The organism is Sorangium sp. So ce836 (assembly GCF_028553905.1).
Classification (GTDB): Bacteria; Myxococcota_A; Polyangia; order Polyangiales; family Polyangiaceae; genus Sorangium; species Sorangium cellulosum_D.
The window spans coordinates 8,046,337-8,072,812 of record NZ_CP102233.1 but is presented as its reverse complement, the minus strand read 5'-3'; the positions used below and the strand labels follow the sequence as shown (position 1 = coordinate 8,072,812).

The window sequence follows — 26,476 nt, the reverse complement described above, 5'->3', positions numbered from 1 at the left end:
GTCTCTGCCTCCCTTTGCCATGTACAATCTCACGAAACTACTCGGGTCCGGAGACCGTCGAGCGCCCCTAATCAGGACACCACCTGGGGCGGGGGCGCGAGTAGAAGCAGAGACGAAGGAAGGACGGAGCGCCGCGGAATGAGGGTCGCCTCTCCGGGCAGGCGCGACTACGAAAGCAGCCCTGGAGCCACCCGCGCCCATGCCCACGCTGCTGCGTTCACCAGCCACGAGGCTCGCCGCAGCGCTCGTCGCGATCGCGATGGCGCTCGTCGGCCTCCTGCCCCTCTTCGACGGCCCCGGCTACGAGAGCGCGCTCGCCGCAGGCCTGCTCGCGCCGAGCGCCGCGGCGATCGCGACCGCCCTCGACGTCGCCGCCCACCGGCCCCTGCCGATCGACGCCTTCCGCCGCGGCGTCGCGAACGGCGCCCTGCTCGCGGTCGTCGCGTACGCCACCACCCTGGCGCACGGCCTCCGCGCAGGCTTCTGCGACGTGCTCGGCGGCTCCGCGCACTTCGCCCTCGGCCCCGGCCTCGGCGCGGCCCTCGGCGGCGCCTGGGGCGCGGTCGCGGGCGAGCTCGCCGCCGGCATCCGGCGCGACGACGCCGCGCCCCTGCCGCCTGCGTCCCCCGCGTGGCGGCGCCGGCTCGTCGCCGTCCTCGCCGCGCTCGCCGCCCCGCTCGCCTCGATCGGCGTGAGCGCCGTCCGCTTCTACACGAGCCCGATCGTCTTCGCCTACGACCCGTTCGTCGGCTTCTTCAGCGGCACCCTCTACGACACCGTCGTCGACGCCTCCGGGCTGCTCACCTACCGCGCCGGGACGCTCGCCACCCTGGTCGCCGCCTCCGCGCTCGCCCACCACCTCGTCCACGACGCGGGCGGCCGGCTGTCGTTCCAGCTGCAAGGCCGCCCCGGGCTGCTCCTGCTCGGCGCGGCGTGCGCCGCCCTCAGCGCCGCGAACCTCCTCGAAGGCGCGCGCCTCGGCCACTTCCAGACCTCCGAGACCATCGCGGCCGAGCTCGGCGCCCTCTCGCAGGGCCAGCGCTGCGAGGTCGTCTACCCGCGCGGCATGCGCGAGGCCGACGTCCAGCGCTTCGTCCGCGAGTGCGACGCCCACGTCGCGGCCGGCGAGCGCTGGCTCGGCGCGCCCGCCGAGCAGGACGGCGCGCCGCTCCGCGTCCGCGCCTACCTGTTCGAGAGCGCGGCGCAGAAGGGCGCGCTCATGGGCGCGTCGCGCACGTACGTGGCGAAGCCGTGGCGCCGCGAGGTGTACCTGCAGGCCGCCGGCTACCCGCACCCGACCCTCGGGCACGAGATCATGCACGTGCTCGCCGGCGCCTTCGCCCGCGGCCCGTTCGAGATCGCCGGGCGGCTCGGCGGGTGGCTCCCCGACCCGGGCCTCATCGAGGGGATCGCCGTCGCCGGCTCGCCAAGGGAGGGCGAGGACCTGAGCCCGAGCGAGTGGGCCAAGGCCATGAAAGATCTCGGGATCCTGCCGCGGCTGTCGCGCCTGTTCGCGCTCGGGTTCCTGGCCGAGAACTCGTCGACCGCCTACACCGTGAGCGGCGCCTTCGTCGGCCACGTGCGCGCGACGTACGGGCCCGCCGCGGTCCGCGCCTGGTACGGCGGCAAGCCGCTGCCCGAGCTCACCGGCGCCTCGTGGGACGAGATGGAGCGCGCGTGGCACGCCGAGCTCGACGCGCTGTCGCTCCCGGACGCGGCCAGGGCGCAGGCGAAGGCCCGCTTCGATCGGCCCGCCGTGTTCGAGCGGCGCTGCCCGCACGTGGTCGACGCGTGCGCGCAGAAGGCGGAGCAGCTGCGCGCGCGCGGCGACCACGAGGGCGCCGTCGCCGAGTACCGGCGCGTCCTCGCGCTCGACCAGAGCCCCGCGACGCGCGTCGCCATCGCCGAGACGCGGCTCGCGAGCGACGCGCCCGGCAGCCGGGCGGAGGGGGTGCGCGAGCTGGAGGTCATCGCCGGGGACGCGTCGGTGCCGCGCCACCTGCGCGACCGCGCGGCGGAGCGGCTCGGCGACGTCGCGCTCTCGGCCGGCGACCGGGAGCGCGCGGTCGCGTGGTACCAGGAGGTCGCCGGCCGCCTCGTCGACGAGGACCGGCTGCGGACGCTCGACGTCAAGATCGCCGCCGTCCACGACGAGCGGGCCCGCGCGGCCGTGGTCGAGCTGCTGATCGGGACCCGCGGCGGCGCGCCGGACCGGTTCCGGGCGGCGGAGCTGCTCGGCGCCTGGGCCGCGCAGGCGCCCGGCGACGGCCTGCCGAGCTACCTCCTCGGCCGCCAGTACCTGAACGACGGCCGCTTCGACGAGGCGGCCGATCGCCTGGACCGGGCGCTCGGGGCCCACCTGCCCATCCAGCGGGTCTGGATCGAGGCCGAGCGGCTGCGCCTCGTGGTGGCGTGCGGCGTCGGCGACGCCGAGACCGCGCGCCGGATGTTCGCCCAGTACGCCGCCCACGAGGGGCCGGCCGGCGCCGGGCCCGCCGTGAGCCAGGAGCGCCGGGACGCCGCCCTCCGGCTGCTCGAGCGGTGCGACCACGCGGCGCCCCGGCCCGCGGCCCCGGCGACCCCATCCGACAGGCCGGACGGACAAAAGTGAAGAATGCCTCTCGTCCCCGCGCGCCGACGTGGTGAGATGTCGTGGCGATGCACGATGCGCCTGCGAGCGAGAGGTACCGCCGCCTCGTCGCGCTGAACGCTGTCCTCACCGTCGTGGCCCGCCACTCGAACCTCCTCCTGCCGAGGCCGTTCGAGGAGCTCGCCGCCGCCGTCGGCCGGTTCGCCTCGTTCCAGCTCTTCGCGGTGCTGTTCCCGGAGCCCGAGGGCGAGCTCCGCGCGCACGCGGTCATCCGCAGCGACACGCTCGCCGCCGCGCCGTTCGGCGCGCTGCTCCCCGCGCCGGCGGCGCTCTTCCGGCGGGTGTTCGGCGAGGGCAAGGCGTTCTCCTGCGACGACACCCGCGCGGGGGACGCGCTCGACGGTCTGGGGCCGACCGAGGGGTGCCTCGCGTACGTCGCCTTCCCGGTGCGGGCCGCGCCGCCCGGCGCCGAGGCCGCGGCGCGCGCCAGCAGCTCCGGCGTCGGCCCCGTGGTGGCGGCGCTCGTGCTCGGCTACGCGGACGCCGCGGCGGCGGCCGCCGCGCCGGTCGAGCTCCTGGAAGAGCTCGCCGACGCGCTCGGCGCCGGCCTGGATCGCTCGCTGCGCGTCGTCGCCGGCGAGCGCGAGGCCGCCGAGCGGCTGCTCAGGATCCGCGAGCTCGAGGAGCAGCACCGGAACCTCCTCGACAACGCGCCGCTCATCATCTTCCGGCTCGATCCCGAGACCGGCGAGCTCTCGTTCCTGAACCGCCACGCCGAGCGGCTCCTCGGGGTGCCGGTGGCCGAGGCGCTGAAGACGCCGGGCTTCCTCGGCGAGGCCCACGCCGATCCGGAGGGCGTGATGTGCTTCGAGGACGCGGTGGCGCGGGCCAAGCTCGGCGCCCCCTCGTCGTCCTACGAGGCGCGCCTCAGGCGGCGGGGCGGCGACGCGATCACCGCGCGCGGCACGGTGTACCCGCTGGTCTCGGATCGCGGCCGCGTGGTGGCGATCGAGGGCGTGCTCGCGGACGTGAGCACCGAGCACGCGGCGCGCACGCGGCTCATCCAGGTCGATCGGCTGTCGACGCTCGGCACGCTGGCGGCCGGCGTGGCGCACGAGATCAACAACCCCGCGGCGTTCATCCTGCTCGGCCTGGACATGCTCGACCGCCTGCTGCGCGGCCCGAACGTGCGCATGGAGGGCGCGGCCGCCTCGAGCGCGTCGGAGCTCTTGCGGGAGCTGCGCGACTCGATCAAGCGCATCGTCGACATCGTCCGCGACCTCAAGCTGTTCGCGAGCCCGCCGCAGCCCGAGGGGTCGCGGCGCACGCTGACGGACGCGAACCGCACCGTGGAGTCGGCGCTGAGCCTGACGCGCGGCCAGATCATCGAGCGGGCGCAGATCGTGAAGAACCTGTCGGAGGTGCCGCCGATCCTGATGGACGACGGCCGGCTCGGGCAGGTCATCGTGAACCTGCTCGTCAACGCGGCCCAGGCGATCGCGAAGCCGAGCTCGAAGCACGAGGCGCGCGATCAGACCGTGACGGTCGAGACGCGGAGCGACGGGGACACGGTCGAGATCGTGGTGACCGACACCGGCGGCGGCATCGCGGAGGAGAACCTGCCGCGCATCTGGACGCCGTTCTTCACGACGAAGGGGCCCGAGGTCGGCACGGGGCTCGGCCTGTCGATCAGCCGCGAGATCGTCGAGCGCGCCGGCGGGCAGATCACGGCGCAGAGCCCGGTGCCCGGGGGCGATCCGCCGGGCGGGGCGCGCTTCATCATCTCGCTGCCGGCGGCGGGGCGCGCGGAGGAGGCGACGCCGAGCGTCTCGCCGGTGCCGCGGCTCGTGTCGAAGCGGGCGCGGGTGCTCGTGGTCGAGGACGAGGCGTCGCTGGCGCGCGCGCTGTCCGAGCAGCTCGGCCGGGTGCACCAGGTGGCGATCGCGCCGAGCGCGGACGCGGCGATGGGGATGCTCGCCGGCGGCCAGCGGTTCGACGTGGTGCTCTGCGATCTGCGGATGCCCGGCATGTCGGGCGACGTCTTCTACACGCGGATCCGCGAGAGCGATCCGGCGCTCGCGCAGGGGTTCATCTTCATGACCGGCGTGGGCTTCGGCGCCGACGTGGAGCGGTTCCTCGCCTCGTCGGGCCGGCCGCTCCTGGAGAAGCCGTTCTCCGCCGAGGACGCGCTGAGCGCGATCGCCGAGGTCGTCACGGCGAACCGGGCCGAGGAGCGGGAGAGCACGAGGTCGCGGTCCAGCTCATGAACCTCGCCGACGTCATGCGGGAGCTCGCCGCGCTGGGCAACGAGAAGATGCGCGAGGTCAACGCCCGCGCCGGAGACGCCCACGGCGTGAACCTCACCGAGCTCCGCGCGCTCGCGAAGCGGCTGAAGGCGGACCACGCCCTGGCCGGCGAGCTGTGGCGCACCGGGGATCCCGACGCCCGCCTCCTTTCGACGCTCGTGTTCAAGCCGAAGGCCCTCTCGGCGGACGAGCTGGACGCGATGGTCCGGGAGGTCGGCTACCCCAAGCTGCTCGACTGGTTCATCGTCAACGTGGTGAAGGCGTCGCGCCACGTCGAGGAGCTGCGCGTCCGCTGGAAGGACTCCGCGAGCGCGCTGGTCGGGCGCGCCGGCTGGAGCCTGACGACGGACTGCGTCGTGAAGAGCCCTGCCGGCCTCGATCTCCCCGCGCTGCTCGACCAGATCGAGGCGGAGATGAAGACGGCGCCGGGCCCGAAGCAGTGGTCGATGAACCACTGCCTCGCCGAGATCGGCATCCGCAACCCCGGGCTGCGCGCCCGCGCGGTGGCCATCGGCGAGCGGCTCGAGGTGCTCAAGGACTACCCGGCGTCGCCGGGCTGCACGCCGCCGTTCGCGCCGGTCTGGATCGCGGAGATGGTGCGGCGGCAGAAGGCGGAGAAGGCGCGGGGCGGGTGAGGGGGGCAGCTCGCCCCGCTCCGTCGCGGTGACGCGCGCGGCCTCCGGCGGCGCGCGCGGTCAGCCGAGGATCTGCGCGCAGATCTGCTGGAGCTCCCGCAGCAGGTCGGGGGTGGCCTGCAGCGTGATCCGGGAGCGCTGCTCGCCCTCCTGGTAGCTCAGCGTGAGCAGGACGACGGGCGCCGCGATCTTCGCCCCGCGGCTCGCGGCCGCGATCGAGTCGATGCGCCAGTCGACGCCGGTGAGCAGCTTGCCGTGGTCGAGCAGCGCGCCGCGCACGATCTCCCGCCGCACGACCGCCCGGGCCTGGTCGTAGCCGGCGAGCAGGATCGCCTGGATCTCCGCGGCGCCCTCGCCGGGCGCGAGCGCCGCGAGGTCGGCCGCGAGCGCGGCGCGGTCGAGGTCGCGCTTGCTCGCCTCGCGGACGAGGAAGCGGCACGCCTTGAGCACCCGCGCGAGCGCCTCGGACCCGACCTCGTGCCGGCGGCAGAACCCGTCGAGGAGCCGCTCGACGGCGGCGGGCACCGGCTCGCCGAGGCTCGGCCCGAGCGCCTCCCAGAGGCGCTGCCGCGCGCCCTCGGGCAGGTCCAGGAGCCGGCGCAGGTCGGCGGCGAGCTCCGGGGGAGGCGGCGCGCCGCCGAGGCTCACGAGCTCGGGGCGAGGGGAGGGCGCTTCGCGCGCGGATGTGCTCATCGCGACCGCGCCAACGATTGCCGAGCTCCGCGGCGATGTCCACCGCCGCGCGTCCGCCGGCCGCGCTGGAGGGCCGAGGCCGCCAGCGCGGCGCCCGGCCGGATCACTTGCTCAGCTGGATCGGGACGTAGAGGGCCCGCATCTTCGACATCGTGCCCTCGCGCGTGTACCCGGCGAGCCCGTACAGCAGGTTCCACCAGTGCCCGTTCGGCGTCTCGCCGACCGAGAACACGGGGAAGAAATGGAACTCCCACTCCTTGCCCGTCCGCACCCGCTGCTCCCGGTAGAACGTGTTGAGCGCGACCTGCGTCACCGAGTTCTGATCCGCGAACCGGAAATAGATCGGCAGCGCCAGCGTGGTGCGCGACGTCGGCGTCGCGAAGTCCCAGAGGAACGGCGCGACCACGAGGTGCGTCGAGTTGCGGTTTCGACCCGAATAGAAGAACGGGTAGATGTCCGTCTCCCACCCCGTGAGATCCTGCGTGTGACGGACCAGCGGCGTGAGCCACGTGGTGTCGCTCAACCCGTGGCGCTTGAAGCGGCCATAGAACGGGAAGAGGACGAGATCGTCGCTGCGCGGCGAGGTGTTCCGGTAATAAAACGGGAGCAGGAACGTCCGCTCCAGATCGATGTCCGGATCCCGGTACTGCCAGAAGAGCGGCGTGATCATGTCGAGCTCCGTCCGCCCTCGATAGCGGGCGTAGCCCCAGGTCGCGAAGGTGCTCTCTCCCTCCTCGCCGCGCGCCTTCACGAAGAGCGGCGTGACGAGCAGGTTCGAGTTGCCCTCGTACCCGTAATGGAAGAACGGGAACAGCGTGGTGCGATCGTAGTTCTTGCCCCAGCTGTGCCAGTAGAAGGGCATGACGTTGAACACGTCGCCCTTGCGCGAGTGCTGCCACATCAGAGGACCCCAGATGTTCGTCGAGCGGTCTCCGACGTCGCTGTAATGGTAGTAGTGCAAGAGCGGCGGGATGACCTCGTACTCGCTGCTCTCGTCGCGACCGTAGAAGTAGAGCGGGGCCAGGCCGAGATCGATCTTGTCGGCCGAGCGCGCGTCGCACGCGGGGCCGCCCTTCCAGCTGCAGAAGAGGGGGCCGACGAGGTTGAAGCCGCTCCGCGCCGTGTGGTGCGTGAAGGTGAGCAGGGGAGGGATGTGGAAGTAGCCGCTCCCGTCGTCGCTCTTGCCCTCGAAGAAGAGGGGGGCGAGCCAGTTGTCGTGCCGGCCCGGCTCCGCCTTGCGCCCGGGGCCCGCGGGGCGCCCCTCGCGCTCGCGGTGCATGAACGGGCCGACGATCGTCGTGTACGTGTCCTGGTCCCGCAGCTTCCAGAAGAACGGGAAGAGCACGTCGGCGTCGACGTCCTTGCTCCGGCGGTTGTAGTAGAGCGGCGTCACCATCGTGGCGCGGTCGCCGGGCATCCTGCGCTCCGCCCACAGGGGGAAGAGCGTCCGGAACTGGTAGCTGCCGCTCTTCTCGCCGTAGTAGAGCCCGTACCAGTCGCGCTGGATCTCCGCGGCGCGCCCGACCTCCCAGTCGCCGGCGTCGTTCGTGCCGATCTGCTTCTTGACCTGCGGCGGGATCGCCAGCGGGTCCTCCGGCAGGGTCGGCTCCTGGGTCTGGATCGGGCTCTCCTCCGAGGTCGGCGCCGCGTGCGTCTCCGGCGTGCCGGGCGGCGGCTTCGACGGCGCGCTCGAGGGGGGCGGCCCCATGCCGGGCTGACCGAAGCCGACCTGCGCCGCCGCGACCGACGGCGCCGCCAGCGCGGCCAGCGCCGCGGCGAGCGAGAGCGCCGCGCCCGAGCGCCGCGCCCGGCCCGCCGGAGCGCCGCGCGCCCCCCGCGAGCAGCCCTGCGCTCCCATCGCCTCGGAGGTCAACGCGCTCCCCGCTGGCCGCCGGGCGACGCCTCGAGGGCCCGATCCGCGAGCACGCGCGCCGCGCCCTCCAAGGGGATCTCCTCCTGCACGTGCGCCACGAGATCCTTGATCTGGACGACGCCGCGCTCGACCTCCGAGTCGCCGAGGATCACGCACAGCCGCGCGCCGAGGGCGTCCGCGCGCCGGAGCATCGCCTTGAGCCGGCCGCCGCGCCCGTCGAGCTCGACCGAGACGCCGAGCGCGCGCAGCTGCTTGGCGAGGAGGAGCGCGCGGTCCGCGCCGCTCTGGCCGAGCGGGGCGAGGAAGCAGCCGGGCCTGCGGCGCGCGGGGGCGTCGGGCATCATCGTGAGCAGCCGCTCCATCCCCATCGCGAAGCCGATCGCCGGCACGCTCGGCCCGCCGAGCCCCGCGACCATGTTGTCGTAGCGACCGCCGCCCGCGAGCGTGCTCTGCGCGCCGAGATCGCCCGAGGTCGCCTTCACCTCGAAGAGCGTGCGCGTGTAGTAGTCGAGCCCGCGCACGAGCGACCGGTCGACGACGTAGTTCACGCCGAGCACGTCGAGGCAGCGCAGCACGCCCTGCCAGTGGGCCCGGTCGGCGTCGTCGAGCAGGTCGAGCGTCGACGGCGCGTCGCGCGACACCTCGTGGTCGCGCGGGTCCTTCGAGTCGAGGATGCGCAGCGGGTTCTTCTCGAGCCGGCGCTGCGAGTCCTCGCTGAGCTCGCCCTTGCGCGGCGTGAAGTGGGCGAGCAGCGCCTCGCGGTAGCGCTCGCGCGTGCCCGCGCTGCCGAGCGAGTTCACGTGGACGACGAAGTCGCCGACGCCGATGCGCTGCAGGAACGTCCCGACGAGGTCGATCGTCTCCGCGTCGCAGAGCGGCCCGGGATCGCCGAAGAGCTCGCAGCCGGCCTGGTAGAACTGGCGGTAGCGCCCCTTCGCCGGCCGCTCGCCGCGGAACATCGGCCCGAGGTAGTACCAGCGGGTGACCGGCTCCTTGGCGTGGACCGCGTGCTCGACGTACGCGCGCGCGGCGCCCGCCGTGCCCTCGGGGCGCACCGTGAGCTGATCGCCGTGGCGCTCGAAGGAGTACATCTCCTTCTCGACCACGTCCGTCGTCTCGCCCATCTGGTGCTGGAAGAGCTCCGTTGGCTCGAGCAGCGGCGTGCGCACCTCGGCATAGCCGTGGAGCTCCGCGTGGAGGCGGAAGGCCCCCTCGAGCTTGTGCCAGCGCTCCACCTCTTCGGGGAGGATGTCGTTCATCCCCCGGACCGCGCGCAGTTCCATCGCGCGGCGCTTATGGTCGGTGCTGGCGAGCGGGTCAAGCTGGTCGGAGGCCTCCCGGTGCGCTCGGGTCTCGCCGGCTCACCGTTCTGGGGCTATGTGCTGTCTCCGAGAGGCATGGCGAAGGCAAAGACGCGCGCTGCGGCGATCGATCTTGGGAAGGCCCGCGTCGGCGTGGCGGTGACCGACGAGCTCGGGCTCTACGCGCACCCGCGGCCGCTGCTCGACGGGCGGAACCGGAAGGCGCTCCTCGAGGCCCTCGCGGCGCTCGCCCGGGACGAAGGGATCACGCGGTTTCTGGTGGGGCTGCCGCTGGAGATGAACGGGGACGAGGGGCCCGCGGCGCGGCGGGCCGCGGCCTTCGCGCAGGCGGTGGCCGACGCGACCGGGGTCGAGGTGGAGCTCATCGACGAGCGTCTGACGACGGTCGAGGCGGCACGGCGGCTGCGCGACGGTGGCGTCTCGGGGCGGAAGAGCAAGGAGCGGGTCGACGGGGCGGCGGCGGCGCTGCTCCTCCAGGCCTGGCTCGACGGCCGGCGCGGCTAGATCGCCGGGCTACCGGCTCTCGCTGCGGAGCAGGAGGTACGCCCCGGCGGCCCCGACCGCGCCGATCGCGAACAGCACGACGTCCCACATGGGCCAGGCGACGCCGGCCGCGCGCCGGAGGACGACGGCCTCGACGACCCGCACGAGCAGCGACGAGAAGCCGTAGGCGCACAGCCCGACGACGATCGGCCGGCGGAGGTTGTCGGCCAGATCGACCGACTTCATGCTGTTGTTCCACACGTTCCGGCGCACGTGGCGCGCGCCGATCAGCGCGGGGGTGATCAGCGCGAAGCCGATCCCGGACGCGAGCAGGACCGCCTCGAGGCCGGTCAGGTTGTCGGTCACGGTGCCGCCGCGCGAGAGGCGGATGATCGCGGTGACCAGCGTGATCAGGCCGCCGGCGACCCAGAAGAGGCCGAGCGCCGAGAGCAGCAGGATGAGCGGCCTCGCCATGCTCACCTGCTGCGCCTGGCGGAGCTGCATCGTCGCGGCGCGCGGCGCCGACGGCAGCGACGTGCGCGGCCCGGGCTGCCCGGGCTGGACGACGGGGGAGCTCAGCTCCCGCGGCTCGGGCTCGCTCGTGTCGTAGAGCGCCAGCTCCGCGTCGAGCTCCTCCATCGTCTGGTAGCGGTGGCTGGGCTCCTTCGCCATCGCCCGCTGGATGATCATCTCCAGCGGCTCGGGGATGCTCGGCTCGAGCGAGCGCGGGCGCGGCGGGTCCTCGGTGAGCACCGCGGTCAGGGTCGCGGTCGGGTCGTTGCGGTCGAACGGGCGGCTGCCGGTGAGGGCGCAGTAGAGGATGGCGCCGACGGCGTAGATGTCCGCCCGGTGATCGACGCGCTCGCCGCGGGCCTGCTCCGGGGCCATGTAGGACGGCGTGCCCATGATCATGCCGGTCTGCGTGAGCGCGGCGCCCGGCGCGTCGTCGACCTTGGAGATGCCGAAGTCGATCACCTTGGCCGTGGGCATGGCGAGGTCGCCGGTGAGGAACACGTTCTCCGGCTTCATGTCGCGGTGCACCACGCCCTTCGCGTGCGCGGCGGCGAGCGCCTTGCAGATCTGCCGGACGATGCGTACGGCGGGGCCGGTCTTCATCTTGCCGACCTCCGTGAGGTAGTCGGCGAGCTCCTTGCCTTCGAGGAACTCGTTGACGAGGAACGGCCGCCCCTCCGCGGTGCGGTGGACGTCGAAGACGGTGACGACGTACGGGCTCTGCACCGCGGCCGCGGCCTCGGCCTCGCGCTGGAAGCGCGAGATCACCTGCGGCTGCCGCGCGTACTCCGGGTGCAGCATCTTGATAGCGAAGCGCTTGCTCGAGATCCGGGTGTGGCGCGCCTCGTAGACGCGCCCCATGCCGCCCTCGCCGACGACGCGCATGACCGTGTACGTCTCGTTGAGCGTCTTGCCGACGAGATCGTCGCGGAGCGCGTCGTCCACGGAGTCGTCGAGCGTCGCGGCGTCGCGCGGGCACACCCTGAACTCGGCCGGGTACCGCACCCCGCAGGTGGGGCAGACCTTCGGCGTCGCGTTGTCGCTCCCGGAGCTCGGGGGCGCGTTGGCGGAGGTCGACAGGCTCGTCATCGCGTGCGCGATATGCAGGTCCGACTGCGAGCCGCGGGCGTCCGACTGCGGTCGGGAGCCGCGCGGGTCCGACTGCGGTCGGGAAGGGTCCGACTGCAGTCGGGGAGCGTCTTCAGGGGGCCGGAGGGTGCCGGGCATCGCTGACCGAGGGTAGCCAATCGGCCGTTCTGGGGGTGACAAATCGCGCGGGCCACGTCGACCGCGTTGACGGACCGAGGCGTCTGCGTATACTCGCGCGCTCCTCAGCTCACTGGCCTGAATTTCGCGGGCTCCCGCCGCTCCGGGCGCGGGGCTCGCCTTCAGGCGTCGCTTGGCCAGTCGCCGGCGTCGTGAAGACGCGTCGGCCCGGGCGCTCGGCAGCGCACCGGAGAGGCCATGGAGAGCCAGCCATGCTGCATTCTGTTCAGAAGACGGACATCATCCAGAAGTACGCGATCCACGAGGGCGACACCGGGTCGCCCGAGGTCCAGATCGCGCTCCTCAGCGAGCGGATCAACCAGCTGCAGGAGCACTTCCGCACCCACCAGAAGGACCACCACTCCCGCCGGGGTCTGCTGAAGCTGGTGAGCCAGCGCCGCCGTCAGCTCGACTACCTGAAGCGCATCGACATCGAGCGCTACCGCAGCCTCATCAACCGCCTGAACCTCCGCAAGTAGCGGATTTCAGGCAGATTGCGCCGGTCCAGCCGGCGCGCTCCCGAGGACGCCGCGCGCCCGCGCGGCGTCCGTCTGCCTTCGGCCCCTGATCGTCTGCCTCCCGCCGGCGCCCGTCTGCCTTCTGCCCGCGGTGTCGGGGCAGGTGCGAGCGCCGGCCGCGGTCGGCCGGGCGTGTCCGCCTGCCGCCCGCAGCCCCGTGCCGCCCCATCGTCACCCCCGCGCGCCCAACGTCAACGCGTCGCCGACCGGCGTTCCGGCCCTTCCGTTCGGGAGGTTTTGCGGCACGCACCCCTGAACGCATGCGTTTTGCGCTGGCGAGAGCGGGGCGAACGCTCTAAGGAGCACATTCATTGACCACGGGACGGCGGGGCGCTCGGCCTCGCCGTTCCCGAGCGCGGGCTCCGCGCGTCTTCGTCTTCGCTTCGTGCGCAGCAGCAGCGCGGCTCCTGCGCAGGAATCGAGGAAGAAGAGCAGCCCCTCGCGCTCGGCGTAGCGCCGCACGCAGCGGCCCTCGCGCTCGCGCGAGAGAGAGCTGAAATCCTGATGTTCGTTCGTGAATCCGTCATGGTGGGCGGCCGTGCCCTCACCCTCGAGACCGGCCGCCTGGCGAAGCAGGCCCACGGGGCCGTGCTCGTCACCTACGGCGATACCATGGTGCTCGTGACCGCCGTCTCGCAGGACGAGCGGCCGGGCCTCGACTTCTTCCCCCTCACCTGCGAGTTCGTCGAGAAGACGTACGCCGCCGGCAAGATCCCCGGCGGGTTCTTCAAGCGCGAGGCGCGCCAGCGCGAGGAGGAGATCCTCTCGAGCCGCCTCATGGACCGCCCGCTCCGCCCGCTCTTCCCGGAGGGGTTCAAGCGGGACACGCAGATCATCGCCACGGTCCTCTCCAGCGACAAACAGAACAAAGCCGACGTCCTCGCCCTGACGGGCGCGAGCGCCGCGCTGCACATCTCGGACATCCCCTGGCACGGTCCGGTCGTCGGCGTGCGCGTGGGCCGCCTCGAGGGCGAGTTCGTCGCGTACCCGACGGTCGCCGACATCGAGCGGTGCGACATCGACCTCGTCGTCGCCTGCTCGCGCGACGCGATCGTGATGGTCGAGGGCGGCGCCGCGGAGGCGACCGAGGCCGAGATCATCGACGCGCTGATGTTCGCGCACGAGACGGCGCAGCCGGTCATCGACCTCATCGAGAAGATGCGCGCCGCGGTGGGCAAGCCGAAGCGCGAGTTCGTCGCGCCGGCGCTGCCGGACGACGTCAAGCAGCGCGTCGCCCAGATCGTCGACGAGGACCTCAAGGCCGCGACGCGGGTGACCGACAAGAAGGCGCGCTACGACGGCTACAGCACGCTCAAGAAGAAGCTGACCGAGACCCTGGCGGCCGAGCTCGGCCCCGAGAAGCTCCTCCCCCTCCAGGGGCTCGTGAAGGCCGAGTTCGAGGAGCGCAAGGCGCACGTCGTCCGCACCTACGTGATCGACGAGGGCCGGCGCATCGACGGCCGCGACGGCAAGAGCATCCGGCCGATCATGTGCGAGGTGGGCCTGCTCCCGCGCGTGCACGGCAGCGCGCTGTTCCAGCGCGGCGAGACGCAGGCGATCGTCACGACGACGCTCGGCACCTCGACCGACGAGCAGAAGATCGACGGCCTGATGGGCGAGACGTGGAAGCGCTTCTACCTCCACTACAACTTCCCGCCCTTCTCGACCGGCGAGACGAAGCCGCTGCGCGGCCCCGGCCGGCGCGAGATCGGCCACGGCGCCCTCGCCGAGCGCGCGCTCTCCCGGATGATCCCGCCGCCGGATCAGTTCCCCTACACGATCCGGATCGTGTCGGAGACGCTCGAGTCGAACGGCTCGTCGTCGATGGCGGCGGTCTGCGGCGGGTGCCTCTCGCTCATGGACGCGGGCGTGCCGATCAAGTCGCCCGTCGCCGGCATCGCGATGGGGCTCATCATGGAGGGCCAGCGCTACGCGGTGCTCTCGGACATCCTCGGCGACGAGGATCACCTCGGCGACATGGACTTCAAGGTCTGCGGCACGGCGCGCGGCGTGACCGCGATCCAGATGGACATCAAGATCGCCGGCCTGAGCCGGCAGATCCTGATGCAGGCGCTGGATCAGGCGCGCGAGGGGCGGCTCCACATCCTGAACAAGATGCTGGAGACGCTGCCGACCACGCGGCCCGAGCTCAGCCAGTACGCGCCGCGGATCACCACGGTGCGCGTGAAGCCCGACCAGATCCGGCTCATCATCGGCCCCGGCGGCAAGACCATCAAGGGCATCGTCGACCAGACCGGCGTCGCGATCGACGTCGAGGACGACGGCACGGTGAACGTCGCGTCGTCCGACTCCGACGCGGTGAAGCGGGCGCTCGACATCATCAAGGGGCTCACGGCCGAGCCCGAGGTCGGCGCGACCTACAAGGGGACGGTCAAGCGCATCACGGACTTCGGCGCGTTCATCGAGATCCTGCCGAACACCGACGGCCTGCTGCACATCTCGGAGATGGCCCACACGCGCGTCGAGCGCGTCGAGGACGTCCTCAAGGAGGGCGACGCGGTCGACGTGAAGGTGCTGAGCGTCGATCGCGACGGGAAGATCCGGCTGAGCCGGCGCGAGCTGCTCCCGCTGCCGGAGGGCGAGGAGGGCGACCGGGCGCGCGAGCGCATGGCGCAGGCGCGCGACGCCGGCCCGCCGCCGCGGCGCGACGGCCCGGGCGGCGGGCGCGGCGGCGACCGCGACCGCGGCGCCCGCGGCCCGGCATGGAGCGCGATCGCGGCGGGCCGCCGCCGCGCGAGCGCCGCGAGCGCCGCTCCTAGCCACGAGATCCGCGCGGGGAGGTCATGCCGCGCTGCGGCGCACGCTGGCCTCCCCGTCGCTCACGCCCCTCACAGAGATCGCCTGATTTTCAGCGTTTCGCGGCCTCGCGCGGCGCCCGCGGCCTCGCGCGGCGCCCGCGGCCTCGCGTGGAGCGCGCTGCCCCGCTGCGGGCCTGCGCGCTCGGCTGTGCGCCGGCGCGCGCGCGGCGCCTGGGCTCGTCCACCCAGCGGCTTTGTTGGAATCCGGTGAAGTCAGCATGGCTCCTTCACAATCAGGGTAGTGTCGCGACCCCTGCTCGTGGCATGCTCCGCCCGTGCTCGTACGCAGAGCGAAAATCGTCTGTACCATTGGCCCTTCGTGTGACTCTCAAACGACGCTGGAGCAGCTCATCCGCGCCGGTATGGATGTCGCTCGACTCAACTTCTCTCACGGCTCGCATGAGGATCATGGCAAGGCAATCGCCACGGTCCGCGCGGCTGCGGAGGCCTGCGGAAAGCCTGTGGCGATCCTGCAGGATCTCTGCGGCCCGAAGATCCGAGCCGGTCGCTTCCCCGGCAACACCTTCGAGGTCGCTGACGGGGCTTCCGTTACCTTGGTCGAGGCGAACCGGGACAGCCCCGTCGCCACGCCCGGCGAGATCCCGATCCTCTACGAGGGCCTCGCCTCCGACCTGCAGCCGGGCGACGTCGTCCTCATCGACGACGGCCGCGTGGTGGTCACCGTCACCAAGGTCGAGGGCGAGCGCGTCCACGCCGGCGTGACGCAGGGCGGACGCCTGCGCGATCGCGTGGGCGTGCACCTGCCGGCCAGGCGCGTGCGGATCTCCGCCCTCACCGAGAAGGACAAGGCCGACCTGAGCTTCGGCCTCGCGCAGGGCGTCGACTACGTCGCCCTCTCGTTCGTGCGCAACGCGGACGAGGTCCGGCACGTCCGCGACATCTGCGAGGCCTGGGGTCGCCCGACGCCGATCGTCTCCAAGATCGAGACGCCCGGCGCCATCGACAACCTCGAGTCGATCATCCTCGCCTCGGACGGGGTCATGGTCGCGCGCGGCGATCTCGGCGTGGAGTTCAACCCGGAGCGGGTGCCGATCATCCAGCGCGAGATCCTCGGCCTCGCCCGCGTGCACCAGAAGCCGGTCATCGTCGCGACCGAGATGCTCCAGTCGATGGTGACCGCGACGCGCCCGACGCGCGCCGAGGCGAGCGACGTGGCGACGGCCGTCTTCGACGGCACCGACGCGGTCATGCTCTCGCAGGAGACCGCGACCGGCGCGCACCCGCCGCTCGTCGTGCGGATGATGGCCCGCATCGTCACCGAGGCCGAGCAGAGCTCGTTCTACCGCTATCTCTCGAGCGAGCAGCCCGGCCAGCGCGCGAACGTCGCCGAGGCGACCGCGCGCGCCGCGTGCGACATCGCGAAGGACATCGGCGCGAAGCTCATCATCGCGTTCACCGAGAGCGGCCTCACCGCGCGGTACGCGTCGAAGGCGCGCCCCGTCGTGCCGATCGTCGCCTTCTCGCCGAACGACACGACGCGCCGGCGGCTCGCGCTGCTCTGGGGCGTGGTGCCGTTCCCCGTCGACGCGCTCCGCAACTCGGACGAGATGATCGAGCGCGCCACCGGCCAGCTGCTCGCGAACGGCCTCGTCTCGCCGGGCGACAAGCTCGTCACCATCTACGGCGCTCCCGTCGGCGTCTCGGGGTCGACCAACGCGATTCGGGTGAAGGTCGTTGAATGAGCCTGCTCGCCCGCGATAGGGGCTCGACGGGCGAGCAGGAATCCCTCTTTCGACACGCGGGCGCAGAAGGCCTCCCGAAGCTCGAGAAATACGAGCTGATCGAGGAGCTCGGCCACGGCGGGATGGCCACGGTCTACCGCGCCCGCGACCCGCGGCTCCGCCGCGAGGTCGCCGTCAAGATCATCCACAAGCACCTCCGCGAAAACGCCGAGGTCGGCGCCCGCTTCGTCGCCGAGGCGCGCGCGGCGGCGAAGCTGCGCCACCCCGGCATCGTCGAGGTGTACGACGTCTCCAGCGAGCAGGATCGCGAGCGCTACCTCGTCGTCGAGCTGCTCCGCGGCTCCACGCTGCGCAAGATCCTGAGCGCCCACCGCGACATGCCGGCCGAGATCGGCGCCGCCGTGGTGCTCGAGCTGTGCGACGCCCTGGAGCACGCGCACGCCTCGGGGATCATCCACCGCGACGTGAAGCCGGAGAACGTGCTCGTCGAGCTGCCGTCCGACCGCCCGGGCGGCAGCTGGGACGGCGCGAGCGTGGTCATCAAGCTGACCGACTTCGGCATCGCCAAGATCCTCGACGCCCAGGGCGTCACGTCGACCGGGCAGGTGCTCGGCTCGCCGGCGCACATGGCGCCGGAGCAGATCGAGGGGGGCGAGGTCGACGCGCGCACCGACGTCTTCGCGCTCGGGGTGCTCTTCTACGAGTGCCTCGTCGGGCATCTGCCGTTCGAGGGCAAGAACCCGGCGCAGGTGCTCCGCAAGGTGATCGAGGGGGTCTACCCGGAGGCCGAGCGCGAGCGGCCCGCCGTGGGCGCGCGCTGGAGCCGGATCGTCGCGGGCGCCCTCTCGCACGACATCGCGGGCCGCACGGCGAGCCCTCGCGCGCTCGCCGAGCTGATCCGGGCCGAGCTGGCCGAGCTCGGCGTCGCGGAGCCGCGCGCCGAGCTCGCCGCCTACTTCGCCGACCCCGCGGGCTACGCCGAGCGGCACGCCGCGCGGCTCGTCCCGCGCCTCGTGGCGCGCGCGGAGGCCGGCCGCAAGCGCGGCGACGTGCCGGGCGCGGCCGCCGATTACAACCGGGCCCTCGCCCTCGCGCCGACCGACCTCACCATCCTCAAGCGGATCGCGAAGCTGAACGCGAGCCGCAACCGGAGGCAGCTCGCGCAGCGCGCGCTGCTCGTGGCGCTCGCGTCGGTGGGGCTCGGCGTCGCCGCGTTCGGCGTCGCGCGCGCGCTGCGCGATTCTCCACCGTCGGCGGGGGCGCCGTCGGAGGGGGCGCCGTCGGAGGGGGACGCGCCCCTCGCGGGCGCGCCGCCGCGGCCCGTGCCGATCGACGCCCCGAGCCCGCCGCCGAACCTGCGCGCGGTCGCGCCGGGCGCCGCGGAGGCGGCGCCGAGCGCCGCGGAGGCCATGATCACGCCGCGGCCCCGCCCGCGGTTTCATCCGCCGCCCGTCGCGCCGCCGGCCGCTTCCTCGGCCGAGGCGCCGGCGGTCCGCGACGTCGTCTTCCAGATCGTCCCGACCGGCGCCAAGCTGGTGCTCGACGGGGTCGAGATCAACTGGTTCGGCGCGAACAAGGTCACGCCGCTCAAGATCGGCGCGCACAGCGTCCAGATCAGCGTGCCCAACTCGCGGTGCTGCAAGCCGTACTCGGGCGTCGTCTCGGTGGTCGCGCCCAAGCCCGGGGTCACGGCGCCGCAGCGGATCGTCTACAAGCTGGAGATCCTGCCCAGCACGGTCGTCCTGAGCGGCGCGCCGCCGAGCGCGCAGTACCAGTGCCCGCAGATCGGCCTGATCGGCTTCGCGGGCGCCCCGCAGACCGTGACCCTGAGCGACGTGTTCTGGAGCGGGCGCTGCATCTTCACGCCCCCGACGCCCGAGGCGACGCCGCTCGTCGGCAACGTCACGCTCGTGGCCGGCGAGTCGAACACCGTTTCCTGGCCGTCCGGCTGACGGCGACGCCATCATTGCGGCGTCAGCTCCGGAAATCTCAGCATCCCCGCCCAAACTCCGCTACATCACGGCGCACCCCTCCGCATGGCTGCGCGAACTCCAGGCGGGAAATCTCCCGGCGCTCGCTTCCCATCGGTCGGGAGCGGCCGCGCCCTGCTCGCGCCGCGGCGCCTCGCCGCGGCCGCCGCGGGCGCCCTCGCGCTCCTCTGCGTGGGCCCGGCGGCCGCCGACGACATGCAGCAGTTCGAGCTCGCCAAGACGCGCTTCGACGCCGGGCACTACGAGGAGGCCGTGAGCCGCTTCGCGGCGATGCTCGACCCCGCGACCCCGCCCTGCGACCGCGGCGCGACCGAGGTCGAGGGCAAGCCGTGCCGGATCTCGGATCCCGCCCTGGTCGAGCGGGCGCGCGGCCTCGCCGCCGCGGCGCTCGTGGCGCTGCGGCGCACGAGCGAGGCCGACGCCTACATCGAGCAGATCCTCCTCGACAACCCGGTGTACTCGCCGAACCCGGCGGTGTTCCAGCCCGAGGTCATCGACCGGTTCACCGCGGTCCGGGCGCGCATCCGGGCGCGGATCGAGGAGATGACCCGGCAGAAGGCGGAGGCGCAGCGCACGGAGCGGCTGCGGATCGAGCGGGGCCGCGACGACGAGCGCCGCTGGATCGCCGAGCTCCACCGGCTCGCCGGGCGCGAGCGGGTCGTGGCGCAGAGCTCCCGCTGGATCGCGATGCTGCCGTTCGGGGTGGGGCAGTTCCAGAACGGCGACGAGGGGCTCGGCTGGTTCTTCCTGGTCAGCCAGGCGGTCGCAGGCGGGACGTCGATCGTGTCGGCCCTGGCGCTGTCGAGCTACACGAACGTCGACGTCACGCCGCGGCCCAGGGCGCCGGGCACCCCCGCGCAGGCCGTCGACATCGACGCGCTGAACAGCCGGATCGAGACCGCGGCCGCGGTCAACCGCGTGGCCTTCGGGACGTTCGCGACGCTCGTCGCGGCGGGGATCGCCCACGCGCAGATCACGTTCGTCCCGGAGCGGGTCTCCTTCCGCACGCGCCGCGTGCCGCCCCCGCCCCCGGGCTTCACCGCGGCGCCGACGATCTCCGCGCTCCCCGGCGGCCTGTACGCGGGGCTCCTCGGCCGGTTCTGACCGGGGCCGGCGGCGCGGCTCACGCCTTCTGCGCGGCGGCGATCCAGAACCCGCCGAGCTCGGCGAGCCTCGTGTCGCACAGCGCCCACTCCGCCCGGCGCAGGAGCCGGCCGAGGCCCGGCACGCGCATCGCGGCCGCGAACGGGGTCACGATGCGCACGCCCCGCGAGGCGACGACGCGCACGCCCTCCGGCATCAGGGCGGCGGCGGCGCGCGGCGCGTCGAACCGCGTGTAGACGGCGCTCTCGCGGGTCCGGTCGCTGATGGCGCCCGCTGGGCCGAGCTTCTTCACGAGCCCGCGCAGGCTGTAGGGGTTGTAGAACTCGGCGATCACGTGCCCGCCGGGACGCACCACGCGCGCCATCTCCGACAGCGCGCGGCGCACGTCCTCGACGTGGGCGAGCACCTTGAACGAGCAGGCGACGTCGAAGCTCTCGTCGGGGAAGGGCAGGGCGGTCGCGCTCCCCTCGACGACGTCGAGGCCGCGCTCGCGGGCGCGATCGAGCATGCCGGGCGAGAGGTCGACCCCGCGCGCGGAGCGCGCGAACGCGCCGATCCGCGCGAGCAGGAGCCCGGTGCCGCACCCGACCTCGAGCACGTCGCGGCCCTCGCCGAAGCGCCGCACGAAGTCGACCTCGAGCGCGTCGACGACATCGTGGTAGCCGCCGACGTCGCGGCCCCCGCGCCGGTCCTCGTAGCGCGCGGAGAACTCGTCGTAGTACGCCCGCGTCGCGCGCAGGTGCTCGTCGGCCTTGGCCTCGTCCGTCTGGGATCGCATGGGCTCGCTATAGTACTCCCCGGCGCGCGCGGCTTGCGCGGCGCCGCGCCGGGCCGCATCTCTCCTGCGAGGTGACCCATGAAGCCCGGCGACCATCCTGACTTCTTCCGGTTCGCGCCGCCCCCAGGAACGTCCCGCGAGAGCTCGATCCGGCTCGATCGCGAGGGCCGCTTCTGGCACGACGGCGCCCGCGTCGACCACCCCGCGCTCGAGCGTGGGCTGAGGTCGTGGATCGCGCGGCACCCGGACGACGGCCGTCCGATCCTCTCGAACGGCTACGACTGGTGCTACTTCCAGGCCGACGACGCCCCGCTCTTCGTCGACGCGCTCCGGATCGGCGACGGCGGCGCGGTCACGCTGGTCCTGTTCGACGGGACCGAGGAGCCGCTCGATCCGGCGACGCTCTCCCTCGGCGAGGACGGCGTCGTGTACGCGCGCGCCCGCGGCGGCGCGCTCGAGGCGCGCTTCTCGCGCCACGCGCAGTCGCAGCTCGCCCCGCTGCTCGTCGAGGCCGAGCCGCCCACGCTCATCGTCGGCGGGCGCGAGATCCGGCTGCCCGCGCGGGCCGCGGGGTAGCGCGGCGCGAAGGCGCCCCGCGCGCCGCTCAGTAGCGGTACTGCCAGAGCAGGTCGAGCATGCCCGAGGTCGCCTGGCGCGCGTCGACGCCCACGGTGCCGCGGAGCGTCCAGTGCTCGTCGAAGCGCCAGTCGATGGTGACCTCGGTGCGCGTGCCGCGCTCGCTCGCCGTCCCCCCCGGGGTCGGCCCGCTGTCGCTGGTCGTGGTGCCCCGCACCGCGCCCTCCTGGAAGGTGGCCTGCGCGGTCAGGTCGTCGTTCAGGCGGTAGACGAGGCTCGTCCGCAGCGTGCCGTCCGCCGTGGTCCCGAACCGCGTCGACAGCCCGCGCAGCGGCGCGATGCCGCTCAGGAGCGCGTTGAACTGCGCCGCCGCGAGCTCGCTGCCGACCGACGCGGCGACGCGGCCCGCGGCCAGCCCCGCGGGCGTCTCGGCGCCCGCCGCCTGCGCGCCCTCGGAGAAATCGGCGCCGAACAGGAGCCGCGCGAGGATGTCCTGCTGCGAGCTCGGCGGGCTCGAGGTGAAGCGCAGCGACCGCTCGGTGATGGGCCGGAGGTTGCCGTTGAAGGCGACGTGGATGCGCGTGCCGTCCGGGGCGTCCCAGTGCGCCGTGGCGTTCAGGTGCGGGTTCGACGCATCCTCCTCGCGCAGGCGCACGCGCCCGCCCTCGATCTCGAACGTCTTGCCGTAGATCTCGAGCGCGCCCCGCGTGATCACGATGCCGCCCGACACGAGCACGTCCTCGCCGATCACCACCCGCGGCGGCGCGTCCTCGGCGCTCCGGAGCCAGAGCCGCAGCCCGGCGCCGCTGACCGCCGCGTCGTGCACGTCGAACGTCATCGCGTAGCGGAGCGCGTCCGCGGCGCGCTTCTGCTTCTCCGGCCCGAGCGGGTGGGAGACGGAGATGTCGGGGTTGTCGCCGAGCGGCTGCACGTCGCGGCTGCTCGTCGCCGGCAGCGTGAGGCGGAGCCTCGGGACCGTCGCGTAGAGCGCGAGCTCGCCGGGCTTCTTCTCCGCGATGAACGACAGCGACCCCGAGGCGGTCCCGAGCGGCACCCCCTCGAGCGTGAGCGGGAGCGCCTGGTCGTCGGCGATCGTCAGCGCCCCGGCCCCGTCGCGCAGCGCGAGCCCGTTGAGCCGGAGGAGCGCCCATCCCTCCGCCAGCCCGGTGGAGCCCGCCGCGCGCAGGCCCTCGATCCGGACGACGCCGCCGCCGGCCGTGATGCGGGCGCCGACGTCGCGCAGCTCCTGGCCGAGCTCGGGGATGTGCACGACCCCGTCGCGGACCTCCAGCTGGGCGCGGACGCTGCCCCCGTCGTCTCCGTACGCGCCGCCGAGCTCGACGCGCAGGTCGCCGTCCAGGGTGCCGTCGATCTTGCTCAGCAGCCCGCCGACCAGGGGCTGCAGCGCCGCGAGCCGGAAGCGCTCCGCCGAGAGGGCGAGGTCGGTGTGCTCGCCGTCGGGGACCGGGAGGAACCCGTGGCGGAAGCGCACGCTGGCGTACGCGTTCGCCCGGAGCTTGCCGCCGCGCGGGCCCTCGAGCGCGAGCTCGGTGACGCGGAGCTGCCCGCGGTCCGTCCCGCGCTTCGGATCGATCCGCAGCGAGAGCACGCCGCGCTCGAAGGCGAGGTCGCTCCCGATCGTGACCCCCGGCAGCGCGAGGTGCGCGGTGAGCGCGGGCGCGACGTTGAGGTCGCGCATCTCGATCTCGCCGCTCACGCGCCCGCCGATGCCGCTGTCGCCGAGCAGCGGGATCTCGCCGAGCGGGACGTCGCGCAGCGTCGCGCGGAAGCGACCGGTCCACGCCGGGGGCGGGGGCGCGCCGCGCAGCGCGCGCGGCGAGGGGGCCGCGAGGAGGCGGTCGAGCGGCGCGATCACCTCGGCGCGCGCGGTCGCGATCTCGTCCGGGCCGCGCGTGACGTGCGCGTCCAGCGTGGCCTTCTCGCTGTCGTACGTGAGCCACGCGTCGAGATCGGTGGGGAACAGGAGATCCGTCGCGCCCGTCGCGCCGGGCGGCGCGTACGTGAGGCCCCACCAGAGGGTGCGCGCGGTCAGGGACGGGCGCGCGAGGGTGCCGCCCGCGTAGGCGTCGATCCGCAGCTCGCCGGCGAGGGGCGGGAGCGCGTCGCGCACGAACGAGGGGAGGGTGGTCAGCTCGTCCACGCGGCGCCGCGGGAAGGAGACCTGCGCGGCGATGGGCGAGCGCAGGAGCGACGGCCACCGGCCCGCGGGCGGACCGGCGAGCGCCGCGAGGTCGAGGTCGACCGAGCCCGAGGCGTCGGCGAGCAGCCCGCCGTCGTACAGGGTCAGCGCGGCCTCGGCCTTGCCGGTCGTCCCGTCGAGCGAGCCCTTGAGCTGCGCGTCGATGAAGCGCGACTCCCAGGCCGGGCGCTCGGCGCCGAGGCGGTGAGGCCCCGCGAGCGCGAGGCCCTGCGTCCGCACGAGCACGTCGTGCAGCGAGGGGAACGCCTCGCCGGGCGCGCGCGACACCCGGAAGCGGGTCGTGAGCTTGCCGCGGACCTCGCTCACGACGTGCGCGATCGGCATGAGCCGCGCGAGGCACCCGAGGTCCCAGTCGTCCGCGGCGACCTCGGCCTGCCCCACGAGGCCGGCCCACGTCTCCGCGCGCAGGAGGGGCCCCTTCAGCGTGCCCTCGGCGCCGGACACCCGCACGCTCGCGAGGGTGCCGGGGCACCGCGGCAGCGCGCCGTTCGACGCATCGTTCCCCGCGCGTCCTCCGGCCGGCTGCGGCGCCGCCGCGTCGATGCGCACGAGCCCGTCGGCCTTGAGCTGGTCGCGCTCGAAGGTCGCGGCGAGGTGCGCCGAGACGCCGGACAGGAACGCGACCTCGCCGCCCGTGAGATCGAGCCGCACGTGGCCCGAGCGCCCGGTGTTGCGGTCCTGGTCGAGCGCGACGTCGACGTCCGCGCGCCCGCGCACGCGGAGCGGGATCCCGAGCATCCGCGCGAGGCGGCCGACGTCGATGTCGTCGCCCTGGAGCCGCCCGGTCACGTCGTCGCCGCGCACCGCGAGCTGGCCCTTGAGCGAGCCGAGCTCGGCGGAGGCGAGCTCGATCCCATCGACGGCGAGCCCTCCGGCCGACGGGTCGATGGCCGCGATCTTCCCGACGACCACGGCGCCGTCGCGCTTCAGCCGGAGCTCGACGCCGCGCAGGGCCCCGGTGGCGGTGCTCAGCCGGGCCGAGGCGTCCAGGGCGTCGTCGCCGTCGGTGACGGTCGCGCGGAGCTTCGGCGCGGCGAGCGGGCCGGAGATCTGCGCCGTGACCTCGTCGAACGTGTGGCCGCCGGCGAGCGCCTCCTGGCCGGAGAGCGAGCCGCTCACCGCGAGCGTGTCGAGCGGCCCGGTGACCCGCCCCGCGAAGCGCGCGCTGGCGAGCGCGACGTCCGGGCCGACCCGGAGCCTGGCGAACGCGCCCTCGACGTGCGCGTCGAGCGCTCCGTCGCGCAGGCTCCCCTCGACGCGCACGCGGCCGGCGCCGTCGACGGGCCCGGCGAGGCGCGGGGCCGCGGCGATCGCCGGGATGTCGGCGGTGGCCGCGAAGCGGATGCCCTGGCCGCCCGGCAGGACCGAGACGGCGGCGTCGATCGGCGCGCCCGGCTCGTGGAGGTGCGTCCGCACGTGGAGCTCGCCGCGGTCGAGCACGAGGTGGACGTCCGCGGCCGGCACCCGCTCGCCGAGCAGCTCGGTCGGCTCCGTCCGCGCCTCGACGGCGAGCCGGAGCTCGTCGCCGAGCTCGACGCGCACCCGGCCGTCGGCGGTGATCGAGGTCGCCGCCTCCTCCGGCGCGCCGCCGGTCCCCGGCGCGGTCTTGGTCGCGGCCGCGCCTGTCCGGGCGGGCGCCACGCCTGTCCGGGTGGACGCCGCGCCTGTCCGGGTGGACGCCGCGCCTGTCCGGGTGGACGCCGCGCCTGTCCGGGTGGACGCCGCGCCTGTCCGGGTGGACGCCGCGCCTGTCCGGGTGGACGCCGCGCCTGTCCGGGTGGACGCCGCGCCTGTCCGGGTGGACGCCGCGCCTGTCCTGGAGGGCGCCGCGCCGCGCTCGTCGCCCGTCGCATCGGACGAGAGGCGCACGCCGAAAAGCCGCAGATCCACGTCGCGCGCCTGCACGTCGGCGTCGAGCCGGACGGGCCCCGTCACGTCGAGCCGCCCCGCCAGGGCGACGCTGCCCCCCGCCGGGCCGGCCGGATCCGCCGAGAACGAGGCCGCCACGTCGAGCTGGGGGAGATGGCCGTTCAGGGCGACGCGCGCGGCGACCGGCTCGGTCAGGGGGTGATCCGGCACGAGGCTCCGGAGCTGCTCCGGCGTGGCGCGCGGGACGCTCGCGTGCGCCTCGAGGTGATCGTCGTCGAGCACGGCCCGCGCGGTGATCTCGACGTCGGCGAGCCGTCCGGCGAAGCTGCTCCACATCCGGACCTTCTCGCCCGCGCGGAGGTGGTAGTTCGCCGTGCCGGCGGTCCGGGCGGGCAGGAGCGCGCGGTCCACGAGGCCGGTCTGGTCCACGTCGAGCGCCACGCCGTCCGGGCCGATGTGCACCGACCCGACGAGCCGGCTGATGTCGGCGTCCAGCGCGCGCGGCGGCGCGAGCTGCCCGTGGACCCACCCCCGCCCGATCTCGATGCGCGAGAGCGCGACGACGACCTCGCGCGGCGGCGCCTCGGGCGCCGACGAGGGCGGGCGGCTCGGCGGCAGCGGCGCGAACGTGTCGCCCAGGGTGACCCCGCCGGCGCCGTTGTCCTGGACCAGCACCTCGATCTGCTCGACCCGGATGGACGGGAGCTCGACGCGGAGCGCGCCCGTCCCGAGGAGCGCGCCGCGGACGATCGCGAGCACGTCGGCGCGCGCCGCGATGCCGCTCGCGCGGATCACCTTGTTCCCCCGCGGGTCGAGCGCGACCGCGGAGCGGATCCGCACGCCGTTCAGGCCGAGCCTGTCGATCTCGTCGGCGACGATCCGCCCGTAGAACAGCGAGCCGAGCAGCCGGTTCGTGGCGTCGCGGGCGACGCGGCGCGCGGCGGGCGTGTCGAGGTGGAGCGCGACGCCGACCGCCGCGGCGCCGGTGAACACAAGGGCCAGCCCGAGCGCCGTCGCCGCGGCGGACGCGGCGCGGCGCATGCGTCCCGGCGCGCGCGGCGAGGGGCGCCGCGGCTCTTCTGCGGGGGCGGGCGTCACGTGGGGTAGCTTAGTACGCGCGGAGCGCGGCGACTGTGCTGGCGCGCGGCGCAACACCGGGCAACGGAGGCCTGCTGCGGCGCCGGCGCGATCCCGGCGCGCGCGTCCGCGCCGGATC

General features: G+C 74.0%; 15 protein-coding genes and 1 pseudogene. 10 read left to right on the top strand and 6 right to left on the bottom strand.

Features of this window, described 5'->3' with window-relative positions:
- The first annotated feature begins 199 nt into the window (after window positions 1-199).
- From NQZ70_RS29035 to NQZ70_RS29025, 3 genes are read left to right on the top strand one after another with little or no spacing between them, the layout of a single operon-like run.
- Window positions 200-2,611 carry a hypothetical protein gene (locus NQZ70_RS29035; RefSeq protein ID WP_129577111.1) on the top strand — a complete coding sequence of 804 codons (2,412 nt, stop codon included), beginning with the start codon at window positions 200-202 and terminating at the stop codon, window positions 2,609-2,611.
- A gap of 47 nt (window positions 2,612-2,658) precedes the next feature.
- Window positions 2,659-4,857, top strand: coding sequence for an ATP-binding protein (locus tag NQZ70_RS29030; RefSeq protein ID WP_129577110.1), 2,199 nt, complete (start codon window positions 2,659-2,661; stop codon window positions 4,855-4,857).
- Window positions 4,854-5,531, top strand: a complete 678-nt coding sequence (locus NQZ70_RS29025) for a DNA alkylation repair protein (protein WP_129577109.1) — start codon at window positions 4,854-4,856, stop codon at window positions 5,529-5,531. Before NQZ70_RS29030 ends, NQZ70_RS29025 begins: the two co-directional genes overlap by 4 nt.
- Before the next feature lie 60 nt (window positions 5,532-5,591).
- Here the strand turns inward: NQZ70_RS29025 and NQZ70_RS29020 are convergent, their stop codons facing one another.
- The 3 genes from NQZ70_RS29020 to hisS all read right to left on the bottom strand — a co-directional run bounded on the left by NQZ70_RS29020 (window position 5,592) and on the right by hisS (window position 9,380).
- On the bottom strand, window positions 5,592-6,224 hold the full coding sequence (locus NQZ70_RS29020; RefSeq protein ID WP_129577108.1) for a COMM domain-containing protein: 633 nt from the start codon (window positions 6,222-6,224) through the stop codon (window positions 5,592-5,594).
- A 103-nt stretch (window positions 6,225-6,327) separates the two neighbouring features.
- Window positions 6,328-8,097: a hypothetical protein gene (locus tag NQZ70_RS29015; RefSeq protein WP_129577107.1), complete on the bottom strand. Its 1,770-nt coding sequence runs from the start codon at window positions 8,095-8,097 to the stop codon at window positions 6,328-6,330.
- Complete coding sequence (gene hisS / locus NQZ70_RS29010; RefSeq protein WP_129577106.1) at window positions 8,094-9,380, bottom strand: histidine--tRNA ligase; 1,287 nt, start codon at window positions 9,378-9,380, stop codon at window positions 8,094-8,096. The genes NQZ70_RS29015 and hisS overlap by 4 nt, the downstream gene beginning before the upstream one ends.
- A 114-nt stretch (window positions 9,381-9,494) precedes the next feature.
- On the opposite strand from hisS, the gene ruvX reads away from it, so the two are divergent.
- Window positions 9,495-9,923 carry a Holliday junction resolvase RuvX gene (ruvX, locus tag NQZ70_RS29005; protein WP_129577105.1) on the top strand — a complete coding sequence of 143 codons (429 nt, stop codon included), beginning with the start codon at window positions 9,495-9,497 and terminating at the stop codon, window positions 9,921-9,923.
- Between the two features lie 9 nt (window positions 9,924-9,932).
- On the opposite strand, the gene NQZ70_RS29000 is transcribed toward ruvX, so the two are convergent.
- Window positions 9,933-11,504, bottom strand: coding sequence for a serine/threonine-protein kinase (locus NQZ70_RS29000; RefSeq protein ID WP_165374215.1), 1,572 nt, complete (start codon window positions 11,502-11,504; stop codon window positions 9,933-9,935).
- 389 nt (window positions 11,505-11,893) lie between these two features.
- On the opposite strand from NQZ70_RS29000, the gene rpsO reads away from it, so the two are divergent.
- From rpsO to NQZ70_RS28975, 5 genes and pseudogenes are all read left to right on the top strand, one after another.
- The gene (gene rpsO, locus NQZ70_RS28995; protein WP_129577103.1) at window positions 11,894-12,160 is read left to right on the top strand and encodes a 30S ribosomal protein S15; all 267 of its coding nucleotides are present in this window, start codon (window positions 11,894-11,896) and stop codon (window positions 12,158-12,160) included.
- Between the two features lie 543 nt (window positions 12,161-12,703).
- Window positions 12,704-14,785, top strand: a pseudogene (gene pnp, locus NQZ70_RS28990) (polyribonucleotide nucleotidyltransferase); the annotation flags it as partial.
- A 508-nt stretch (window positions 14,786-15,293) separates the two neighbouring features.
- Window positions 15,294-16,721, top strand: a complete 1,428-nt coding sequence (gene pyk / locus NQZ70_RS28985; RefSeq protein ID WP_044986218.1) for a pyruvate kinase — start codon at window positions 15,294-15,296, stop codon at window positions 16,719-16,721.
- The gene (locus NQZ70_RS28980) at window positions 16,718-18,673 is read left to right on the top strand and encodes a serine/threonine-protein kinase (protein WP_129577101.1); all 1,956 of its coding nucleotides are present in this window, start codon (window positions 16,718-16,720) and stop codon (window positions 18,671-18,673) included. Before pyk ends, NQZ70_RS28980 begins: the two co-directional genes overlap by 4 nt.
- An 84-nt stretch (window positions 18,674-18,757) precedes the next feature.
- A complete protein-coding gene (locus tag NQZ70_RS28975) occupies window positions 18,758-19,816 on the top strand; it encodes a hypothetical protein (RefSeq protein ID WP_129577100.1) in 1,059 nt (352 codons plus the stop codon).
- Between the two features lie 19 nt (window positions 19,817-19,835).
- On the opposite strand, the gene NQZ70_RS28970 is transcribed toward NQZ70_RS28975, so the two are convergent.
- Window positions 19,836-20,594 (bottom strand): class I SAM-dependent methyltransferase, encoded by a 759-nt coding sequence (locus NQZ70_RS28970; RefSeq protein WP_129577099.1) that lies wholly within the window; start codon window positions 20,592-20,594, stop codon window positions 19,836-19,838.
- A 78-nt stretch (window positions 20,595-20,672) separates the two neighbouring features.
- Here NQZ70_RS28970 and NQZ70_RS28965 point away from each other — a divergent pair, with 78 nt between their 5' ends.
- Window positions 20,673-21,170 (top strand): hypothetical protein, encoded by a 498-nt coding sequence (locus NQZ70_RS28965; protein WP_129577098.1) that lies wholly within the window; start codon window positions 20,673-20,675, stop codon window positions 21,168-21,170.
- Between the two features lie 28 nt (window positions 21,171-21,198).
- Here NQZ70_RS28965 and NQZ70_RS28960 read toward each other — a convergent pair whose 3' ends face one another.
- A complete protein-coding gene (locus tag NQZ70_RS28960) occupies window positions 21,199-26,358 on the bottom strand; it encodes a translocation/assembly module TamB domain-containing protein (protein WP_129577097.1) in 5,160 nt (1,719 codons plus the stop codon).
- Window positions 26,359-26,476 lie beyond the last annotated feature (118 nt).

What these genes read in the sequence shown, in the direction of transcription:
- hisS (WP_129577106.1), bottom strand. Translation starts at nt 9,380, where the DNA reads ATGGAACTGCGCGCGGTCCGGGGGATGAACGACATCCTCCCCGAAGAG.
- NQZ70_RS29020 (WP_129577108.1), bottom strand. Translation starts at nt 6,224, where the DNA reads ATGAGCACATCCGCGCGCGAAGCGCCCTCCCCTCGCCCCGAGCTCGTG.
- NQZ70_RS28965 (WP_129577098.1), top strand. Translation starts at nt 20,673, where the DNA reads ATGAAGCCCGGCGACCATCCTGACTTCTTCCGGTTCGCGCCGCCCCCA.
- NQZ70_RS28975 (WP_129577100.1), top strand. Translation starts at nt 18,758, where the DNA reads ATGGCTGCGCGAACTCCAGGCGGGAAATCTCCCGGCGCTCGCTTCCCA.
- NQZ70_RS29035 (WP_129577111.1), top strand. Translation starts at nt 200, where the DNA reads ATGCCCACGCTGCTGCGTTCACCAGCCACGAGGCTCGCCGCAGCGCTC.
- NQZ70_RS29030 (WP_129577110.1), top strand. Translation starts at nt 2,659, where the DNA reads ATGCACGATGCGCCTGCGAGCGAGAGGTACCGCCGCCTCGTCGCGCTG.
- rpsO (WP_129577103.1), top strand. Translation starts at nt 11,894, where the DNA reads ATGCTGCATTCTGTTCAGAAGACGGACATCATCCAGAAGTACGCGATC.
- NQZ70_RS28980 (WP_129577101.1), top strand. Translation starts at nt 16,718, where the DNA reads ATGAGCCTGCTCGCCCGCGATAGGGGCTCGACGGGCGAGCAGGAATCC.
- NQZ70_RS29000 (WP_165374215.1), bottom strand. Translation starts at nt 11,504, where the DNA reads ATGACGAGCCTGTCGACCTCCGCCAACGCGCCCCCGAGCTCCGGGAGC.
- NQZ70_RS29025 (WP_129577109.1), top strand. Translation starts at nt 4,854, where the DNA reads ATGAACCTCGCCGACGTCATGCGGGAGCTCGCCGCGCTGGGCAACGAG.
- ruvX (WP_129577105.1), top strand. Translation starts at nt 9,495, where the DNA reads ATGGCGAAGGCAAAGACGCGCGCTGCGGCGATCGATCTTGGGAAGGCC.
- NQZ70_RS28970 (WP_129577099.1), bottom strand. Translation starts at nt 20,594, where the DNA reads ATGCGATCCCAGACGGACGAGGCCAAGGCCGACGAGCACCTGCGCGCG.